The organism is Pseudomonas sp. RC10-4-2, assembly GCF_050433085.1.
GTDB lineage: Bacteria > Pseudomonadota > Gammaproteobacteria > Pseudomonadales > Pseudomonadaceae > Pseudomonas > Pseudomonas aeruginosa.
The window spans coordinates 327111-343376 of the sequence record NZ_JBNPXX010000001.1 but is presented as its reverse complement, the minus strand read 5'-3'; the positions used below and the strand labels follow the sequence as shown (position 1 = coordinate 343376).

Genomic DNA, 16266 nt, shown 5'->3' with positions numbered 1-16266 from the left:
AGCTCCTTTCATGCTTGCCGCTGCTGGGCGGCGAATTCTTTGGATTTGGGGTAAACCTCGAACCACTGGGCGGCGTCCGGCTCGATGGGCAGGCCGGAGCGTTGCCGCTCGGCCAGCTCGCACCACTGCCGGTAGCGCTGGGCGGGAGCGGTCGGCAGGGTGAAGACCTGGGCGGTGGTGGCTTGGGTGGTGGCTGCGGTCGGGCGCGGTTCATCGATCCGCTCGGCCTGCACTTCAAGGGTCGCGGCGCTGCGCGACCGGAGTTGCTCGGGGGTGATCGTGCCGAGGCCGGGGATGGACAGCGGCGCATCCATTTCCAGGGCATACCCGCCGTCACGCTCGGCGCGAATCTCGTCGAGGTGAGCCAGGGCGCGCTTCTCGCGGGCCTCTGCGCGTTTCTCGCGGGCACGCTCGACATACGAAGCTGGCATGTAGTCGCGGCTGTTGCCGTTCAGCTCTGCGGTGCAGAGGAAGCGGCCCTCGCCGTCGTAGACCCACACCCTGCTGGCGTCGTGGATGTCGTAGCCCACGGCCACCTGGTCGCCGTGGAATTCCTCCAGCTCGCGGGCGAAGTAGCGGTTGCCGATGAACTCCAGTTCGCAGCGGCGGACGGTGCGCAGCACCTGGGGTCGGAACAGCGGCCGGGCCTCGTCGTCGGTGACGCGCATCGGGCTGAAACCCTCCGCTTCGTGCAGCGCCCAGGCTTCGTTGGGGGTCATGTGGCGGCGGCGGCCGGTGTTCGGGTCAACGATGCGCGGCAAGCTGCTGTGCGGCCGGTCGTTGTACTCGGCAATCTGCTGTTCGCAGAACGCGACAAAAGATTCCCAAGACATCAGCGGCATGGTGCCGCCCTTGGCAATGGCCCGGCGAGTCAGCTTGAAGGTGGCCAGCTTGGCCTGGCGGTCCATGTCGGCGCCGATGTAGCCGGGCAGTTCCTTGGCGGCCCGAATCCACAGGCTCTGGTGGACGCGCTCAATCACGCCCCGCGCCTGGCTGTTGTAGGGCAGGCTGTTCTTCATATCGATGCCCAGGCGGCCCATGAGGCCGACCGCCTCGTCGCGCATCATGTGGTTGACGTAGCCCGAGCCGTTGTCCACGTAGAAAATGGCCGGGATGCCGCCCTTGGTGCAGGCGTCACGTAGGGCATCGACCACCACCAGGGCCGACTCGGCCAGGCCGGTGGACCAGCCCGGAATTCGACGGGTACGGATGTCGATGATGGTGGTGATTTCCGGCCGGAAGGGCCGGCCGTGCATCGGGTGCTGGACCTCGGCGTCGAACGTGTGGCCGTCGCAGGAATAGACGTCGGTCGGCAGCAGCTTGGTGAAGTCGCGGCGAATGAACGGGCGCAGCGCCTTGATTTCATGCTCACCCATGCGCCCGACCTCGCGGCTGACGTTGCCCACCTTGCGCAGGAACGCATAGACCTGGTCCAGGCTGGGCATTTGCCCCTGCCAGTGCTTCTCCAGCAGTGCATGGGCAGCGCGGGCGCTGCGCTTCTCCGGCCCCTGGTAGATCGTCATGAAGGCAGGCGCCCAGTCGGGAACGCTCATGTCCGGGCGGCGGACCTTCGGCACCAGGGCGCCACGCTCGGCCTGGTCCAGGAAGCGCTCCAGGCTGCGAACGCTCGGCAGGCCATCCGCGCTGGGGCGGCCGCGAGGATCGCGGGCCATCTTGAGCATGGCGAGCAGCTGCGGCTCGACCTGGCCGAGGCGCGCCATGTCCAGCATCAGGGTAATGGAGCGCTTCCGGCTGTAGCCGGTGCGGGCCATCATCAGGTCCAGGGCGTGCAGCACCCCCTGCCGGGCATCGGCGACCAGCTGCTGGCGGTTGGTTTCGACCAGGGCCAGCTGCGTCTCCTGGCGGACGACCTTGGTGGCCACCTCGCCCAGGGCGGCGTTCAGCAGCGCGGCGCGGGTTTCCTTCGGCAGGGCCGAAACGTGGTACTCGATGGCCTTGGTGCCGACGCGGCGCTGGCTGGTCCAGCCCTCCCTCTTGGCGCGTAGTTGAATAGCTCGATCAGTCGAGCCGAGGCCTGGCAGGCCGGCTAGCTGCTGGGCGCTGAACCATTCACTCATGGTCGCCTCCGTCGTCCTTCGCGGTCGGACGTACGAACCAGCCACTGCCATCGCATTCGCGGCAGACCTCGCCGACACAACCGTCGCCTGATCCGTCACATTCGGGACATGCGCAACCGGCTGCCGGATCGGTTTCATATCCGCAGGCGCAAAGGTTGCCCGGCATCAGTTCCTGTTCCCCACACACTGGGCACTCGATAGCGCGAGGCCTCCCGTCAACTGAGTCCTCCTGCGTTACCGCTTCGCACTGGGCGATCAGGGCGTCGCCGAGGGCGAGCGCGGCAGTTTCCAGCCATTCGGCTGCAATCTGTTTGGTTCCGTTGCAGATCGAGGCGAGGTCGCCATCGACCGAGTTGAAGAACTCGGTGGCGTTCCGCAGGTTGTCGAACAGCGGTTTGAGGTCGGTGTTTGTCATCACGGCTCCCCCAGGATTCGTTTCAGCTCACGCGCCTGCCGACCCGCTTCCTCGCGGGTCCGCTCCAGGCGGCCCAGTTCGGCGAGCAGTGCGTCTCGGCCATAGGCCACGCGGCCGCCCCGCACATCGACCAGCCAGTTGGTCAGCAGGTGGCTCGCGCAGACGTCCTCCAGGAGGGCGGCGCGGTAGAAAGGCAAGTTGTGATCAACTCGGGCGGGACTCGACCAGGCGTCGAGCATGTTCTTGCTCACGTCATCGCCGGAGAGGCGCGACATGCGGGCGGCAATCTCGTAACGGTCGAGGTTGGCGGCCTTCAGAATTTCGCTGACCAGCTCGCTGACCTGCGCGGCATAGTTGCACTCGCCGGGTATAGCGCGGGCTGGCTGCGGAACATCGAAGATGTCCAGGGTGCGGTCGTCTTTGCGGCGGGCCATGTTCAAGCCCCCGCGTCGGCTTTACGCTGCGCTTGGTCAGCGTATCTGGTATTTTTCCCGGATCGGCATATGACACTGTCATATGCCTTGAGGGTTTCCGAACGATTCGGCCGTTGCCGCTTCGGATTCTCGTCGTCGAGCCAGCGCTCAGGCCACAGCACTAGGGGGCTGAGGTCGAGTACAGCAGCGATGGCGCGCTCTACCCGAGGGTAGGGATTCAGCTTGGCGTTTTTGACTGCCGGGCTGGATACGTCGAGGGAGCGGGCCACCTCGGCCAGGGACGAACCCCTGGCGCGGAGCTGGTATTTGATCCACTCCCAGCGGACGTTGTTGTCGCGGGGGATTTCGGTTCTGTTCATGCCTACGTTCCATTTCAGCCGCCATGCAGGGCGACTACTTGGGTTGTCTAACGTGACTTAGGGCATAAACATAGTCGTTTTCGGAATGCCGATCAACCGAAAACGGAATTTCGTTTGCTGAATTTCGGCATTCGAGATTCCGAAATTGACTATTACGTTGATTTGTATGGTTTTTTTCGGAATGCGAAATCAGAAACCTAGTTTCGTCCAGGTTTCGTATTCCTCAGGTGAGAAAGCGAAATGACAGACAGCCTTGCGGCCCGCATTCGTGAGTGCGCAAACATAGTCGGAAACGGTGATAGCCTTGCCCGGAAAACGGCTATCCCCCGAAGCACCTTGGAGGCTTACCTCACAGGTGATAGCGAGCCAAAGGCATCCCGCTGTGCGGCTATAGCGGAGGCGGCAGGCGTATCCTTGGATTGGTTGATCGCCGGCAAACAGAGTGCATCGAGAAGTACGGGGGGCGAGTCCCCGGAGGCTGCTAGCCCAGCGGCCCCCGACTATGCCTACATCCCGTTGTATGACACGAAGGTAAGCGCGGGGCATGGCTCCTGGACAGAGGGAGCCCGAGAACTGACGAAGCTGGCGTTTACCAAGTACAGCCTGAGAAAGAAGGGGCTCGACACCGATAACCTCTCAGCTGTCCGCGTTGGCGGCGACTCAATGGAGCCGTTGTTGTCCGATGGGGATACCGTCCTGGTTGACCACACATATCGAGAGGTACGGGACGAGGCTGTTTACGTCATCCGCCTCCAGGATCACCTGTATGCCAAGCGCCTACAGCGTAGGTTTGACGGATCGATTGCGATCATAAGCGAGAATCGGGCGTACACAGAAATGACTGTCCCCAAAGATCAGTTACAAGACCTGGATATTGTCGGGCGCGTGGTTTGGGCCAGCTACTGGATGGTTTGAAGCTCATTCGGTGTCAATAAACGATCAATATTTTGCAGTCCTTGCTCAATCCTGATCGATATTTTTCAAACACCCGCACGGTGCCTCTCCGGCTGGAGCCCTAGTGCTATAGGGGCTCTAGCCTACTCCTCCCTCTTTTGGCATGTGTCAAAACAGTCACCTCCCCACAGCCACCGGCGTTATCCGCCGAGATCCCGCCACAACGGCGGATAACCGCAAGCGGTTATTCGCCCTACAGGCCCACGTGCCATGCAGAAAGGCCACCCGAGGGTGGCCTTTCTGCATGGCGACCAACGCCACGGGCGCTATCCGCTGCCTACCTGCGGTGCTTCTTCATCGCCACCCGGCGCAGGTCGATACCGATCACCACCGGGTCGTGGTCGGAGGCCCGGTACGGCTCGGCGTTGTACAGGCTGTCCTGCTGCCGAGGGGTCTTGAACTCGACGTTGTAGTCCAGCACCCGGGGCTCGTCGGCGTTGATGTGCCACTCCACCGCGCCGCGTACCTGGCGCGCCAGGCTGGCGTTGGCGAGGGCGTGGTCAAGGTAGCCGGACTGCCCGGAGAACACGTAGGAATAGCCCTTTCCTGCGCCCGCCTGACGCGCCACCAGGTCGGTGTAGCCGGCGCTGCGGATGACGTTCACCGGGTCTTCCTTGGCATAGGAATTGAGGTCGCCGATGATCAGGCGATCAGGCTCCTTGGCGCCCGTCGGATCGCCCGCCAGCCAGTCCACCAGGGCCTGGGCGGCGCGCGCCCGGGTCAGGTTGCAGTTGCCCTGGCCGTCGCCGGTGTCCGGGTCGCCGTCGCAGGCCGAGCCCTTCGACTTCAGGTGGTTCACCGCGATGGTCAGGCGTTCGCCGCCATTGATCTCCTGGAAGGTCTGGGCCAGGGTCGGACGGTTGCGGGTGTCGTCGAACTCCGGGTTCACCGAACTGTCGAGCACCGCCGCGGATCGATAGGTGCGGACCTTGTCGCCGCGATAGATCAGCCCCACGGCAATTTCGTCGCTGCCCAGCTTCGCCCGGTTCGGGTTGACGAAGGCATAGCGCTGGCCCTGGGGTAGGCTGGCGTTGAGGCCGTTGACCAGGTCGGCGATGGCGCTGAACTCGCCGTAGCCGTCGTTCTCGATCTCCATCAGGCCGACGATGTCCGCCTTCGAGGCGAGGATCGCCGCGACGATCTTCGCTTTCTGCCGTTGGAACTCCTCGGCCGTGTTGGCTCCGCGCGAGGTGGGGAAACCGCCGCCCTTGCCATCGCCGTTGAAGTAGTTGAGCACGTTGAAGCTGGCCACCCGCAGGCGCCCTTCCACCGCCGGCTGGGCCGGACGCGGATTGGCTGCCTCGAAGGTCGGCGTCTGCAACGGCTGGATACGGTAGCTGCCGGCCGAGTAGTCGAGCACGCCGTCGATGGCGCTGGTACGGTCGCCGACGCGCAGGCTGTTGTAGGCGCTCAGTTCCGGTGCCGGGTAGCGGATCGGGTCGGGGTTCTGCCCGCTGCGGCCGTCGTCGAGGAGAATCCGGTCGAGGTCGTTGCGCGCCTGCATGGCCTTGGCCTGTTCGCCGGGAGCCACCACGTTGGTCGGAGTCATCTGGCGGCCGCCGGAGGACAGCAGGACCTCGCCGTAGCGGCCGAGGTTGTAGACCTCGTTGACGGTCAGCGTCTGGCGGAGCTGCACGCGCATGCCTTCGTAGCGCTCCAGCGCATCGGCGCTGGCCAGCGGCAGGCTGATGCCGGCCGGCGTCGGCAAGGCCACGCCGCTCGCCAGGACGCTGACCTGCAGCGGCCCGACCAGCTCGGTGAGGCCGTTGAACTCGCGGACCTGGCCGGTCACCCGGACGCGGTCGCCGAGCTTGACGTCGCTGCCGTTGCCGCCGTCGTAGACGAAGATGCCTTCGGAGGTCGCCGGGTCGCCGTCCACCGTGGCATCTTCCTGCTGCACGTAGAAGCCCTTCAGCTCGCTGGCGTTCTGGAAGTCGCCGACCACCACGCCCTCGATGGCGACCCGCTGGTTCACCAGCGGACTTTCGGCGCCGGCGCCCTGCACCTCGTGGATCGGTCGCAGGCCGGCCTCCTCGCCGCCGCCGGGCTCGCCAGCGCCATGCTGGCCGAGGTTGGCGAAGGTGTCGCGCGGGTAGCCCAGCCATTGCGCCGCCGGGTCGAAGGCGTCGCTGGGATCGCTGTCGCCGTCGCGGATGTCGGCCTTGCGCACCAGGCTCCGGTCGAGGGTCTGCACATCGCCGCTGCCCCAGGTCGTGCCGGGGTTGAAGCCGACCTGGCCGAGGCTGTCGAGGATCTCGCCGCTGCGCCGGCGCAGCAGCACCGCATCGTTGCCATTGAACCAGCTGCCTTCCACCCGCTGGCTGGCCAGCGCCAGCAACGCCGGGTCGGCCACGCCGTTGGCGAGGACGAAGGTCTTGCCCGGCGCCAGGCTGCCGCTCAGGTCGATGCTGCGGCCCGCCGCGCTGGCGCCGTTGAAATAGAACTCGACGCGGTAGGCGGAGAGGTCGAGGACCTGGCTGCCGCTGTTGTAGAACTCCAGCGCCTTGTTGTTGCCGCTGCCTTCGACATACTCGGAGATGATCAGCTCGGCGGCGTTGGCCACCGGCAGGCCCAGCAGGGCCAGGCCGCCCAGCAGGGCGGCGTTACGCAAGGGGTGCATCGGGATACTCCTTTATCGGAATGGGGTCGCCGCGGCTCAGGCGCCGTCGGGCTGCAGTTCCTGGGAAAACACCGGCTCGCCGTCGAGGTCGCGCAGGGTGACGGTGAGCGCGCGGCTTTGCGCATCGATCTCCACCTCGCCGAAGAACTGGTAGCCGGCGAAGGGGGAACTGTTCTGGACCAGCGGGGCCTTCTGGAACATCACCTGCGGGCCGAACGTGCCATCCAGCGCGTTGGGTCCGAAACTACCGGCATTGAGAGGCCCGGCGACGAATTCCCAGAACGGCGCGAAGTCCTTGAACGCGGCACGCTCCGGGCTGTAGTGGTGGGCTGCGCAGTAATGCACGTCGGCGGTCAGCCAGACGGTGTTTCGCACCTCGGCGCGCTGGACGAAGCGCAGCAGGTCGGCGATCTCCAGCTCGCGGCCGAGGGCGGCGCCGTCGTTGCCGTTGGCGATGGCCTCCCAGCGGTCGCGGCCCTGGGCGTCCTTGCCATCGGGCACGCAGAGGCCGATCGGCATGTCGGCGGCGATCACCTTCCACTGCGCGCGCGAACCGCGCAACTCGCGCTTGAGCCATTGCAACTGTTCACGGCCGAGGAAATCGGTGGCGGCGCTGCGCCGCGCCTGCAGGTTGGCGCTGTTGCCGCCGCGGTAGCTGCGCATGTCGAGGACGAACACGTCGAGCAAAGGGCCGTAGGCGACCTTGCGGTAGATCCGCCCGTCGCGCCCCTGGCGCTGGAAGCGCAGCGGCGCGTATTCGAGGAACGCCTGGCGTGCACGGGCCGCCAGCACGTCGATGTCCTTCACCTGGTAGCGCTCGTCGAGCTGCTTGCTGGAGGACCAGTTGTTGGTGGTCTCGTGGTCGTCCCATTGCCAGATCTGCGGCACCTCGGCGTTGAAGCGGCGCAGGTTGTCGTCGAGCAGGTTGTAGCGGTAGTTGCCGCGGAACTCGTCGAGGGTCTCGGCGACCTTGCTCTTGGCCTCGGTCACCCGGTTGCGCCAGATGCGCCCGCTCTCGGTCTCGATGCGTTCGGGGATCGGCCCATCGGCATAGATGGTGTCGCCGCTGTGCAGGAAGAAATCCGGCTGGCGCCGGCGCATGGCTTCGTAGATACGCATGCCGCCGATATCCGGATTGATCCCGAAACCTTGCCCGCAGGTGTCGCCGCTCCAGACGAAACGGATATTGCGCGCCTCGCTCGGCGCACTGCGCAGGTGGCCGAACCAGGGCTTGCTCAGGCTGCCGTCGCGGGCATCCTCGAAGCGCACCCGGTAGAAGATCGACTGGTCGGCCGGCAGGCCACGCAGGTCGATGCGCGCGGTGTAATCGAGGCGCTCGTCGGTGACCGGCGAGACCAGCCGACGCGGCTCGCTGAAGACGCTACGGGTGTCCCATTCGACGATCATCCGCGCCGGGCGGTCGGTGCGGCTCCAGACCAGCGCGCGGTCGCCCTGCACATCGCCGGATTGCACGCCATCGGTCAGCTTCGGCCGCGCCCTGGGCGAGGCGATCACCGCCGGCGCGCCCAGCGCCGGCAACAGCAGTCCAGCGCCCAGGCCTTGCACGACGCGACGGCGCTTGAGGTCCATCCCACTCATACCGGAGTTCTCCGCAGGCTTCACGAAGGTCCGGTTTACCGGGGCAAGTTGACAGGGGCGTTACGGGGACAGACAGGCTATCCGTTTGGTCAGGGGAAACGCCCATTCGCTCCGCGCCGCCCATGCGGCAACGAACCGGGCGTTGCCTCGCTGAAAAGAGCCTCAGTGAGTTTCAGGCTTCAGGGAATACACCCAATCGGAGGGCGCGCCCAGCGACATTGGCGTCGCTATACGCCCCTTTCCACCGACCTCAGCCGCCCCGCGCCCCCTGGACCGGCCCCTGGGGCGCCTCGCCGCGCTCCTCCTGCACTGCCCGCCCGGCCCGTTCCACGGCGTTCCACAACCAGGGCGGCAGGTGCTCCGGGTCGAGGCTGTCGAGGAGGTTCTTGACCGCCAGGCCCAGCTCGGTGTCGCCCTCGATCACCAGGCGGCGGCGGAAGAACAGGGTATCCGGGTCCTCATGCCGGCTGGCCAGCAGCAGGAAGTCGCGCCAGTCGCCGCGGATGGTCACGCTGGCCCGTGGCCGTTCGACCAGGCGCAGGCCGCCGGGCACCCGGGTGACGCACCAGCCGACGCCGAGGTCCCTGACTTCCAGGCGCAGCCAGCGACCTTCCAGCAGGTCGAAGGCGCCCTCCTCCAGCGGCTGGGCGAACAGCCGGTTGGCGACCCGTTGCAGGACCAGGTGCTGGAGCCCGCGCGGAACCTTCGCCGCCAGCGGCAACAGGCGTCCGGCGACGCCGAGGAGCAGGCGTTGGCGGTTCAGCATAGCCCTGCCTCCTCTGCCCGCAGCATCCCCGGCCGGCCGTGCCAGTAGCCGTTGCAGCCTTCCACGGCGAGCGGCGGAGCGGCACCCTTGCGTACCCGATCGAAGGCCACGATCACCTCGGCCATGCCCTGCGCCCGAGGACTCAGGCGTAGCAGGTCAGCGCCGCTATGTTCCAGCGAGCGGTAGTCGGCCAGAAGGTTGCTGACCTTGCCGGACATGGTCTGGATGCCGTTGAGGGTGAACAGCGCCTCGCCCTCCTGGCTGAGCAGCGGGATACCTTCGGGATACTGCTGGCAGCAGAACTGGCAGTCGTCCTTGGGCCGGTTCTCCGCCCGCGCGGTGAAGCAGCGCGCCGAGTAGGCCAGCGGCAGGTGACCGTAGGCGAAGACCTCGGTCTGCAATTGCTCCAGGCCCAGCTGCGCAGCCTGGTCGAGCACCCCGCGCAGCAGCTTGCCGGAGACTTCCACCGGCGGAATCCAGCGGCGCATGCCCCAGGAATACAGTTCGGCCAGGGCATGACCGTTGTAGAGGTTCAGCGCCGGACCGCCGACAAAGGGCACGCCGCGCTGGCTGAGGTAATAGACGGCGGCCATGTCGTTGGCCTCGACCCGGAGTTCGCCGTTCTCGCATAGCCGGCGCAGGCTGGACAGCTCCGAAGCGGCCTCGATCAGCGCCAGCCCGGAGAGCACCAGCTCGGCACGGGTCGCCTGCGCCAGCTCGCGGGCCAGCGCCTGCCAGTCATTCAGGGACAGCGCCCGGCGCTTGGCGCAGACGGTCTCGCCGAGGTAGATGACGTCGAGCGGCTGGCTGGCCATCTCGGCGTAGAAATCGAATATCTGCCGCTTGTCCCAGTAGAACAGCAGCGGTCCCAGGCTCAGTTTCATCGCGGCGGTCCTCACTGCCAGGAACGGTGATAGGCGCCCAGGGTGGTCTGGTGCCCTTCGGAAAGTCCGGCCAGCGCGCGCTGCCATTGCGGCTGCACGCTATAGGCGCCCGGCGCGCTGGCGTAGCTGTCCAGCGCCTGGCGCCAGACCCGGGTGACCTGCTCGACGTAGGCCGGGCTGCGCTGGCGGCCTTCGATCTTCACCGCCGCCACGCCGATTTCCGCCAGTTGCGGGACCAGGTCCAGGGTGTTCAGGCTGGTCGGTTCCTCCAGCGCATGGAAGCGCTGGCCATTGACCAGGAAACGGCCCTTGCAGAGGGTCGGGTAGCCGGCCGCCTCGCCGGCGGCGTAGCGGTCGATGAGCACTTCGTTGAGGCGCGAGGTCAACCCCTCCGGTTCCTCGCTCCAGCGCACCGCCCTGGCCGGCGAACAGACGCCGCAGAGGTTCGGCGACTCGCCGGTGACGTAGGAGGACAGGTGGCAGCGGCCCTCGGCCATGATGCACAGGCTGCCGAAGGCGAACACCTCCACCGGCACCGGGCTACCGGCCGCCACCTGGCGTACCTGCGCCAGCGATAGCACGCGGGGCAGGACCGCGCGACGGATGCCGTAGCGTTCGTGATAGAGGGCCAGGGCCGCGGCATTGGTTGCCGAGCCCTGCACCGACAGATGCAGGTTGAGCCGCGGATGACGCTTCGCGGCATAGCCGAGCACCGCCACGTCGGCGGCGATCAACGCATCGACGCCGAGGTCGGCGGCCTGGTCCACCGCGCGCTGCCAGCGCTCCCAGCCCTGCGCGCTGGAATAGGTGTTGACCGCTACGTAGAGCTGCCGCCCGGCCTCGTGGACTCGCCGCAGGCCTTCCTGCAACTGGCGTTCGTCAAGGTTGAGGCCGGCGAAATGGCGGGCGTTGGTGTCGTCGCGGAAACCGACGTAGATGGCATCGGCGCCCTGTCGCAGGGCCGACTTCAAGGCGGGCAGGCTGCCCGCCGGACAGACCAGTTGCATGGGGTTGCTCCTCTGGCGAAAAACGCGCTCCGCGGCAGTGGGCAACCCCGGGGCACAGGCGCCACACTCTAGAAAGACGCTCCCGGTCGGCGCTTGACCGGGATCAAGAAGGCCTCAGGCCATCAGTGCGGAGAACGGCAGAAAGTCGATCGCATCACCCACGCCCAGGGTGGCGCCGCGCTCGATCACCGCCAGCCCGTCCGCCCAACTGGCGGCAAGCAGCATCGCCGAGCCCTGCTGCGGGTGGATTTCCACCCGCCCCCGTTCATCGAGCCGCGCCCGCAGGTACTGGCGACGCGCCCGCGGTTGCGGCCAGTCGAAGGCCGCCGGCAGCGCCAGCGGCCGCGGCACTACGTCGAACAGTCCCTGCTGGCGAAGCAGGAACGGACACGCCACCAGCAATGCGGTGACCAGCGCCGCCGCAGGGTTGCCGGGCAGCCCCAGCCAGGGCTTGCCGGCCACGGAGCCGAAGGCGAACGGCTTGCCCGGCTGGATCGCCAGGCGCCACAGGTTGACCTCGCCAAGCTCGGCGATGGCGCGCTTGAGGTGGTCTTCCTCGCCTACCGAGACACCGCCGCTGGTGACCAGCGCGTCCCATTCGGAGGCCGCCAGGCTGAGCGCATCGCGGCTGGCCACCAGTTCGTCGGCGAGCACTTCCTCGTCGTGCACCTCGAAGCCCAGACCGCGCAGCAAGGCGCCGATGCAGTAACGGTTGGCGTTGTAGATCTGCCCGGCCAACAGTGTCTGGCCGGGCTCGCGCAATTCGTCGCCGCTGCTCAGCAGGCCGATGCGCAAGCGCCGACGCACCGAGACCGTGGCGACGCCGAGACTCGCCAGCAGGCCGAGTTCCTGCGGGCGCAAGCGCTGTCCGGCACGCAGCACCGGCGCGCCACGACGCAACTCCTCGCCGCGCCGGCGCACATGCTGGCCGGCGCTCACCGGCGGCAACTGCACGCGCTCGCCGTCGACCACGCAGAGTTCCTGCGGCACCACGCAGTCGGCGCCGGTCGGCAGCGGCGCGCCGGTGAAGATCCGCGCCGCCTGGCCCAGCGGCAGGCTCATGCCGCGGGTGTCGCCGGCGGCGATCCGCGCGCCGACCGTCAGGCTGCCGCCGCTGCGCGGCAGGTCGGCGGAGCACAAGGCGTAGCCGTCCATCGCACTGTTGTCCCAATGCGGCAGGTCCATCGGCGCCAGCAGGTCCTCGCCGAGCACTCGTCCCAGCGCCCGCTCCAGGGCCAGGCTCTCGCAGGCTGGCGGGCGCGGCGCGCGCGCCAGCAGTTCGGCCAGCGCCTCGTCGAGCGGGCGCAGTTGGCCGCCATCGCAGGCGCAAGCGCTCACGAGCGGCACCCGCAGCCGGCCACCGGCGCCACGGCTGGCGGGGTCTTCAGGTGCGGGACGAAATTGCACGGGCGGGTGCGGCTGTCCAGTTGCGCCAGGAGAATCTCGTTCCAGGCGGTGCGACAGGCGCCCGGCGAGCCGGGCAGGCAGCACACCAGGGTACCGTTGCTGAGCCCGGCCAGCGCCCGCGACTGGATGGTGGAAGTGCCGATCTCGCGCTGCGAGACCTGGCGGAACAGTTCGCCGAAGCCCTCGACATCGCGCTCGAACAGCGGCCCGACCGCCTGCGGGGTGTTGTCCCGCGCGGTGAAGCCGGTGCCGCCGGTGATCAGGCCGACCTGTACCTCGGGGTCGGCGATCCAGGCCGAGACCACCGCGCGGATCTGGTAGATGTCATCGGTCTTCAGGCTCCGCTGGTGCAGGCGATGACCGGCGGCCAGCAGCGCGTCGGCGAGGGTCTGGCCGGAAGTATCGGTTTCCAGGGTACGGGTGTCGCTGACGGTGAGGATGGCGATGTTCAGCGGCTGGAAGGTGGAGGTGGCCAGGTGGCTCATGGAAGGGGGTCCTAGGAACGGGCGATGCCTCAGCCTGAACCGCGGGCCCCCGGCTGGCTATTCCTCCGAAGAGGTAAGCCGGCGGCGCGAGGAGGTAGACGTCACTCCTCCCAGCGCTGCGCGGCGGCCTGGTCGCTGCAGCGGCCTTCGACCCAGCGCGGGCCTTCGGCGGTGTCTTCCTTCTTCCAGAACGGCGCGCGGGTCTTCAGGTAGTCCATGACGAAGTTGCAGGCGTCGAACGCCGCCTGCCGGTGGGCGCTGGCGCAACCGACGAAGACGATCGGCTCGCCCGGCTCCAGGCGGCCGATGCGGTGGAGGATCTCCAGGCGCAGCAGCGGCCAGCGCTGCCCGGCCTCGGCGGCGATCTTGCCGAGGGCCTTCTCGGTCATGCCCGGATAATGTTCGAGGAACATCCCGCCGACCTCGCGACCGTCGTTGAAGTCGCGCACGTAGCCGACGAAGCCGACCACCGCGCCGATGCCGACGTTCTGCGCATGCAGGGCGTTAAGCTCCTGCCCCGGATCGAAAGCGGCCTGCTGGACGCGGATGGCCATGGGTTCAACCTCCGGTGACGGTGGGGAAGAAGGCGACTTCGTCGCCGTCCTGCAACGGCTCGTCGAGGCCGCACAGTTCCTGATTGCGCGCACACATCAGGTTCTGCTCGCCGAGGGTACGCTCCCAGGCCCCGCCGCGCTCCACCAGGAGCTGGCGCAAGGCGCCGAGGGTCGCCAGCCCGGCGTCCCAGTTCAACTGCTCGCCGTCGATGCCGAGGGCTTCGCGGTAACGGGCGAAATACTGCACGCGGATCATGCCTGCCCTTCCTCCTCTTTGCGGTAGTGGCCGCTCTTGCCGCCGAGCTTCTCCAGCAACTGGACCTGCTCGATGACCATCCCGCGGTCCACCGCCTTGCACATGTCGTAGATGGTCAGGGCCGCGACGCTGGCGGCGGTGAGCGCCTCCATCTCCACGCCGGTCTGCCCGGCCAGCCGGCAACGCGCGCGGATGCGCACGGCGTCCGGCGCCTCGGCCTGCAGTTCGAGCTTGACGCTGGTGAGCAGCAGCGGATGGCACAGCGGGATCAGTTCGTGGGTGCGCTTGGCCGCCTGGATGCCGGCGATCCGCGCCACGGCGAAGACGTCGCCCTTGGGATGGCCGCCGTCCTGGATCAGTTGCAGGGTTTCCGGGCGCATGCGCACCACGGCCTCGGCCGTGGCTTCACGGGAGGTCACGGCCTTTTCCGTGACGTCGACCATGTTGGCGCGGCCCTGGGAATCGAGATGGGTCAGCACGTGGGTGCTCCTGGAAGAGGATACTGGCCAGTCATTGTAAGCCCTGGAGGGCATGACGCGATGCCTGGGGGAGGTTCGGAAGGGGGATGATTGTATACATAAAGAGGTAGGGCAGGCCGGCGCAAGGCGCCTCATCCCGATCGGGTAACGATGCGGGCCCGGTCCCCGGACCGGGCCTGGCAGGATGTATATCCCGCCCGGCTTTTTCAACCGGGCGGGATATCGGCCGGCGATTGCCGCCGGCTACTTCACATGTGCGCCTCGGCGTACTCCGCCAGCACCGAGCGCGGCACCCCTTGCAGGGTCACGTGCACGCCGTGGGGGAAGTCCTTGAAGCGTTCGGTGAGGTAGGTCAGGCCGGAGCTGGTGGCGGACAGGTAGGGCGTGTCGATCTGCGCCAGGTTGCCCAGGCAGATCACCTTCGAACCGCTGCCGGCGCGGGTGATGATGGTCTTCATCTGGTGCGGCGTGAGGTTCTGGCATTCGTCGATGAGGATCAGGCTCTGCTGGAAGCTGCGCCCGCGGATGTAGTTCAGCGACTTGAACTGCAACGGCACCTTGCTGAGGATGTAGTCGACGCTGCCATGGGTGCATTCGTCGTCCATGTGCAGCGCTTCGAGGTTGTCGGTGATGGCGCCGAGCCAGGGCTCCATCTTTTCCGCCTCGGTGCCGGGCAGGAAGCCGATGTCCTCGTCCAGGCCCTGCACGCTGCGGGTGGCGATGATGCGCCGGTAGCGCTTGCTGACCATGGTCTGCTCGATGGCCGCGGCGAGCGCCAGGATGGTCTTGCCGGAACCGGCGGCACCGGACAGGTTGACCAGGTGGATGTCCGGGTCGAGCAGCGCGTACAGCGCCAGCGACTGGTACACGTCGCGTGGCCGCAGGCCCCAGGCTTCCTGGTGCAGGAGCGGCTCCTGGTGCAGGTCGAGGATGGTCAGCTCGTCCTGCTGGATGCCCTTGATCCAGCCGACGAAGCCCTGTTCGTCGACGATGAACTCGTTGATGTGCACCGCCGGCAGGTTGTCGGTGAGCTGCACGCGATGCCAGGTACGGCCGTGGTCCTGGCGGGTCTCGACCTTGCTCACGCGGTCCCAGAAAGAGCCGGCGAGGGAATGGTAGCCGCGCGACAGCAGGGCCACGTCGTCGATCAACTGGTCGGTGTGGTAGTCCTCCGCGTCCACCCCGCAGGCGCGCGCCTTCAGGCGCATGTTGATGTCCTTGGTCACCAGCACCACGCGCACGCCGCTGTGGCGGCTCTTCAGCTCGACCAACTGGTTGATGATCTTGTTGTCGTTGAGGTGCTCCGGCAGCCAGGTGATGGGCTCGGCACGCTTGCTCATGAGGATCGACAGGCTGCCGCTGGGGCCGTTCTTGCCACGCTGGATCGGTACCCCTCCCTCTACCTGCTCGGGCGTGGCCTCGCCGAGTACCTGGTCGATCAGGCGGATGGCCTGGCGGCACTCGGCGGCGATGGTGTGCTTTCCGGTCTTCAGCTTGTCCAGCTCTTCGAGCACCGTCATCGGGATCGCGACGCGGTGTTCCTGGAAGTTCAACAGGGCATTCGGATCGTGGATCAGGACATTGGTATCGAGGACGTACAGGGTGGGCTGGGTGGGGCGGGAACGTCCGTGGTCATCCATACGCGATCACCTTCTGCTAAGGGCCTGGCGACGGAATGCCGGGTCGGCGCTCCGCCGGGGGGCGAGCCGCCTTCTCTCTTCCGGTGGGGAGAGCCTGACAGCAGAGGTGAGGGCCGGGGCCGCCACCTGTGCTGCAGGGTTCGGCGGTCTACGGTTCCACAAATACCGCAAAAAATATGACGGTAAAAAGTACTTTTCGTCATCAGCAGGTTTTTTTTCCGCAAGCGACGAAATACCTTGGCGCAGCCCTTCGCGAGGTCTAGTGTTATCGGTCCCACCCCTGTGAAAACCCTCCGCTTTTCCGTGCCGCAACGGTTTTCCAGCGCCAT

The 16266-nt window shown here is 67.0% G+C and carries 16 protein-coding genes; 1 reads left to right on the top strand and 15 read right to left on the bottom strand.

Annotated elements, in window-relative coordinates:
- Positions 1–8: 8 nt before the first annotated feature.
- Genes FHW81_RS01570 through FHW81_RS01555 form a run of 4 tightly spaced genes read right to left on the bottom strand, consistent with a single transcriptional unit; the run spans position 9 to position 3286 of the window.
- A complete protein-coding gene (locus FHW81_RS01570) occupies positions 9–2078 on the bottom strand; it encodes a DNA-binding protein (protein ID WP_134288006.1) in 2070 nt (689 codons plus the stop codon).
- Entirely contained in the window at positions 2071–2493 is a 423-nt protein-coding gene (locus FHW81_RS01565) for a hypothetical protein (RefSeq protein ID WP_134288005.1), read from the bottom strand. Before FHW81_RS01565 ends, FHW81_RS01570 begins: the two co-directional genes overlap by 8 nt.
- Complete coding sequence (locus FHW81_RS01560; protein ID WP_015649675.1) at positions 2493–2927, bottom strand: hypothetical protein; 435 nt, start codon at positions 2925–2927, stop codon at positions 2493–2495. The genes FHW81_RS01565 and FHW81_RS01560 overlap by 1 nt, the downstream gene beginning before the upstream one ends.
- Before the next feature lie 2 nt (positions 2928–2929).
- Positions 2930–3286, bottom strand: a complete 357-nt coding sequence (locus FHW81_RS01555) for a helix-turn-helix domain-containing protein (RefSeq protein WP_003094467.1) — start codon at positions 3284–3286, stop codon at positions 2930–2932.
- A gap of 240 nt (positions 3287–3526) precedes the next feature.
- On the opposite strand from FHW81_RS01555, the gene FHW81_RS01550 reads away from it, so the two are divergent.
- Positions 3527–4201 (top strand): XRE family transcriptional regulator, encoded by a 675-nt coding sequence (locus FHW81_RS01550; protein WP_134288004.1) that lies wholly within the window; start codon positions 3527–3529, stop codon positions 4199–4201.
- A 316-nt stretch (positions 4202–4517) separates the two neighbouring features.
- Here FHW81_RS01550 and FHW81_RS01545 read toward each other — a convergent pair whose 3' ends face one another.
- The 11 genes from FHW81_RS01545 to FHW81_RS01495 form a co-directional block, all read right to left on the bottom strand.
- Positions 4518–6860: an endonuclease/exonuclease/phosphatase family protein gene (locus FHW81_RS01545; protein ID WP_003104243.1), complete on the bottom strand. Its 2343-nt coding sequence runs from the start codon at positions 6858–6860 to the stop codon at positions 4518–4520.
- 36 nt (positions 6861–6896) lie between these two features.
- The gene (locus tag FHW81_RS01540; RefSeq protein WP_003104245.1) at positions 6897–8459 is read right to left on the bottom strand and encodes an alkaline phosphatase D family protein; all 1563 of its coding nucleotides are present in this window, start codon (positions 8457–8459) and stop codon (positions 6897–6899) included.
- A 250-nt stretch (positions 8460–8709) separates the two neighbouring features.
- Positions 8710–9225 (bottom strand): ubiquinone anaerobic biosynthesis accessory factor UbiT, encoded by a 516-nt coding sequence (gene ubiT / locus FHW81_RS01535; RefSeq protein WP_003104247.1) that lies wholly within the window; start codon positions 9223–9225, stop codon positions 8710–8712.
- Positions 9219–10109, bottom strand: coding sequence for a U32 family peptidase (locus FHW81_RS01530; protein ID WP_023085556.1), 891 nt, complete (start codon positions 10107–10109; stop codon positions 9219–9221). The genes ubiT and FHW81_RS01530 overlap by 7 nt, the downstream gene beginning before the upstream one ends.
- A gap of 11 nt (positions 10110–10120) precedes the next feature.
- On the bottom strand, positions 10121–11116 hold the full coding sequence (gene ubiU, locus FHW81_RS01525) for a ubiquinone anaerobic biosynthesis protein UbiU (protein ID WP_003093020.1): 996 nt from the start codon (positions 11114–11116) through the stop codon (positions 10121–10123).
- A 114-nt stretch (positions 11117–11230) separates the two neighbouring features.
- Positions 11231–12454 (bottom strand): molybdopterin molybdotransferase MoeA, encoded by a 1224-nt coding sequence (locus FHW81_RS01520; protein ID WP_171893942.1) that lies wholly within the window; start codon positions 12452–12454, stop codon positions 11231–11233.
- A complete protein-coding gene (gene moaB / locus FHW81_RS01515; RefSeq protein ID WP_003093023.1) occupies positions 12451–13008 on the bottom strand; it encodes a molybdenum cofactor biosynthesis protein B in 558 nt (185 codons plus the stop codon). Before moaB ends, FHW81_RS01520 begins: the two co-directional genes overlap by 4 nt.
- A 101-nt stretch (positions 13009–13109) precedes the next feature.
- Positions 13110–13562 (bottom strand): molybdopterin synthase catalytic subunit MoaE, encoded by a 453-nt coding sequence (gene moaE, locus FHW81_RS01510; RefSeq protein ID WP_003093025.1) that lies wholly within the window; start codon positions 13560–13562, stop codon positions 13110–13112.
- Between the two features lie 4 nt (positions 13563–13566).
- A complete protein-coding gene (gene moaD, locus FHW81_RS01505; RefSeq protein WP_003093027.1) occupies positions 13567–13818 on the bottom strand; it encodes a molybdopterin converting factor subunit 1 in 252 nt (83 codons plus the stop codon).
- On the bottom strand, positions 13815–14297 hold the full coding sequence (moaC, locus tag FHW81_RS01500; RefSeq protein ID WP_003093030.1) for a cyclic pyranopterin monophosphate synthase MoaC: 483 nt from the start codon (positions 14295–14297) through the stop codon (positions 13815–13817). Before moaC ends, moaD begins: the two co-directional genes overlap by 4 nt.
- A gap of 248 nt (positions 14298–14545) precedes the next feature.
- The gene (locus tag FHW81_RS01495) at positions 14546–15937 is read right to left on the bottom strand and encodes a PhoH family protein (RefSeq protein ID WP_003093038.1); all 1392 of its coding nucleotides are present in this window, start codon (positions 15935–15937) and stop codon (positions 14546–14548) included.
- Positions 15938–16266 lie beyond the last annotated feature (329 nt).

What these genes read in the sequence shown, in the direction of transcription:
- FHW81_RS01570 (WP_134288006.1), bottom strand. Translation starts at nt 2,078, where the DNA reads ATGAGTGAATGGTTCAGCGCCCAGCAGCTAGCCGGCCTGCCAGGCCTC.
- FHW81_RS01565 (WP_134288005.1), bottom strand. Translation starts at nt 2,493, where the DNA reads ATGACAAACACCGACCTCAAACCGCTGTTCGACAACCTGCGGAACGCC.
- FHW81_RS01560 (WP_015649675.1), bottom strand. Translation starts at nt 2,927, where the DNA reads ATGGCCCGCCGCAAAGACGACCGCACCCTGGACATCTTCGATGTTCCG.
- FHW81_RS01555 (WP_003094467.1), bottom strand. Translation starts at nt 3,286, where the DNA reads ATGAACAGAACCGAAATCCCCCGCGACAACAACGTCCGCTGGGAGTGG.
- FHW81_RS01550 (WP_134288004.1), top strand. Translation starts at nt 3,527, where the DNA reads ATGACAGACAGCCTTGCGGCCCGCATTCGTGAGTGCGCAAACATAGTC.
- FHW81_RS01545 (WP_003104243.1), bottom strand. Translation starts at nt 6,860, where the DNA reads ATGCACCCCTTGCGTAACGCCGCCCTGCTGGGCGGCCTGGCCCTGCTG.
- FHW81_RS01540 (WP_003104245.1), bottom strand. Translation starts at nt 8,459, where the DNA reads ATGAGTGGGATGGACCTCAAGCGCCGTCGCGTCGTGCAAGGCCTGGGC.
- ubiT (WP_003104247.1), bottom strand. Translation starts at nt 9,225, where the DNA reads ATGCTGAACCGCCAACGCCTGCTCCTCGGCGTCGCCGGACGCCTGTTG.
- FHW81_RS01530 (WP_023085556.1), bottom strand. Translation starts at nt 10,109, where the DNA reads ATGAAACTGAGCCTGGGACCGCTGCTGTTCTACTGGGACAAGCGGCAG.
- ubiU (WP_003093020.1), bottom strand. Translation starts at nt 11,116, where the DNA reads ATGCAACTGGTCTGTCCGGCGGGCAGCCTGCCCGCCTTGAAGTCGGCC.
- moaB (WP_003093023.1), bottom strand. Translation starts at nt 13,008, where the DNA reads ATGAGCCACCTGGCCACCTCCACCTTCCAGCCGCTGAACATCGCCATC.
- moaE (WP_003093025.1), bottom strand. Translation starts at nt 13,562, where the DNA reads ATGGCCATCCGCGTCCAGCAGGCCGCTTTCGATCCGGGGCAGGAGCTT.
- moaD (WP_003093027.1), bottom strand. Translation starts at nt 13,818, where the DNA reads ATGATCCGCGTGCAGTATTTCGCCCGTTACCGCGAAGCCCTCGGCATC.
- FHW81_RS01495 (WP_003093038.1), bottom strand. Translation starts at nt 15,937, where the DNA reads ATGGATGACCACGGACGTTCCCGCCCCACCCAGCCCACCCTGTACGTC.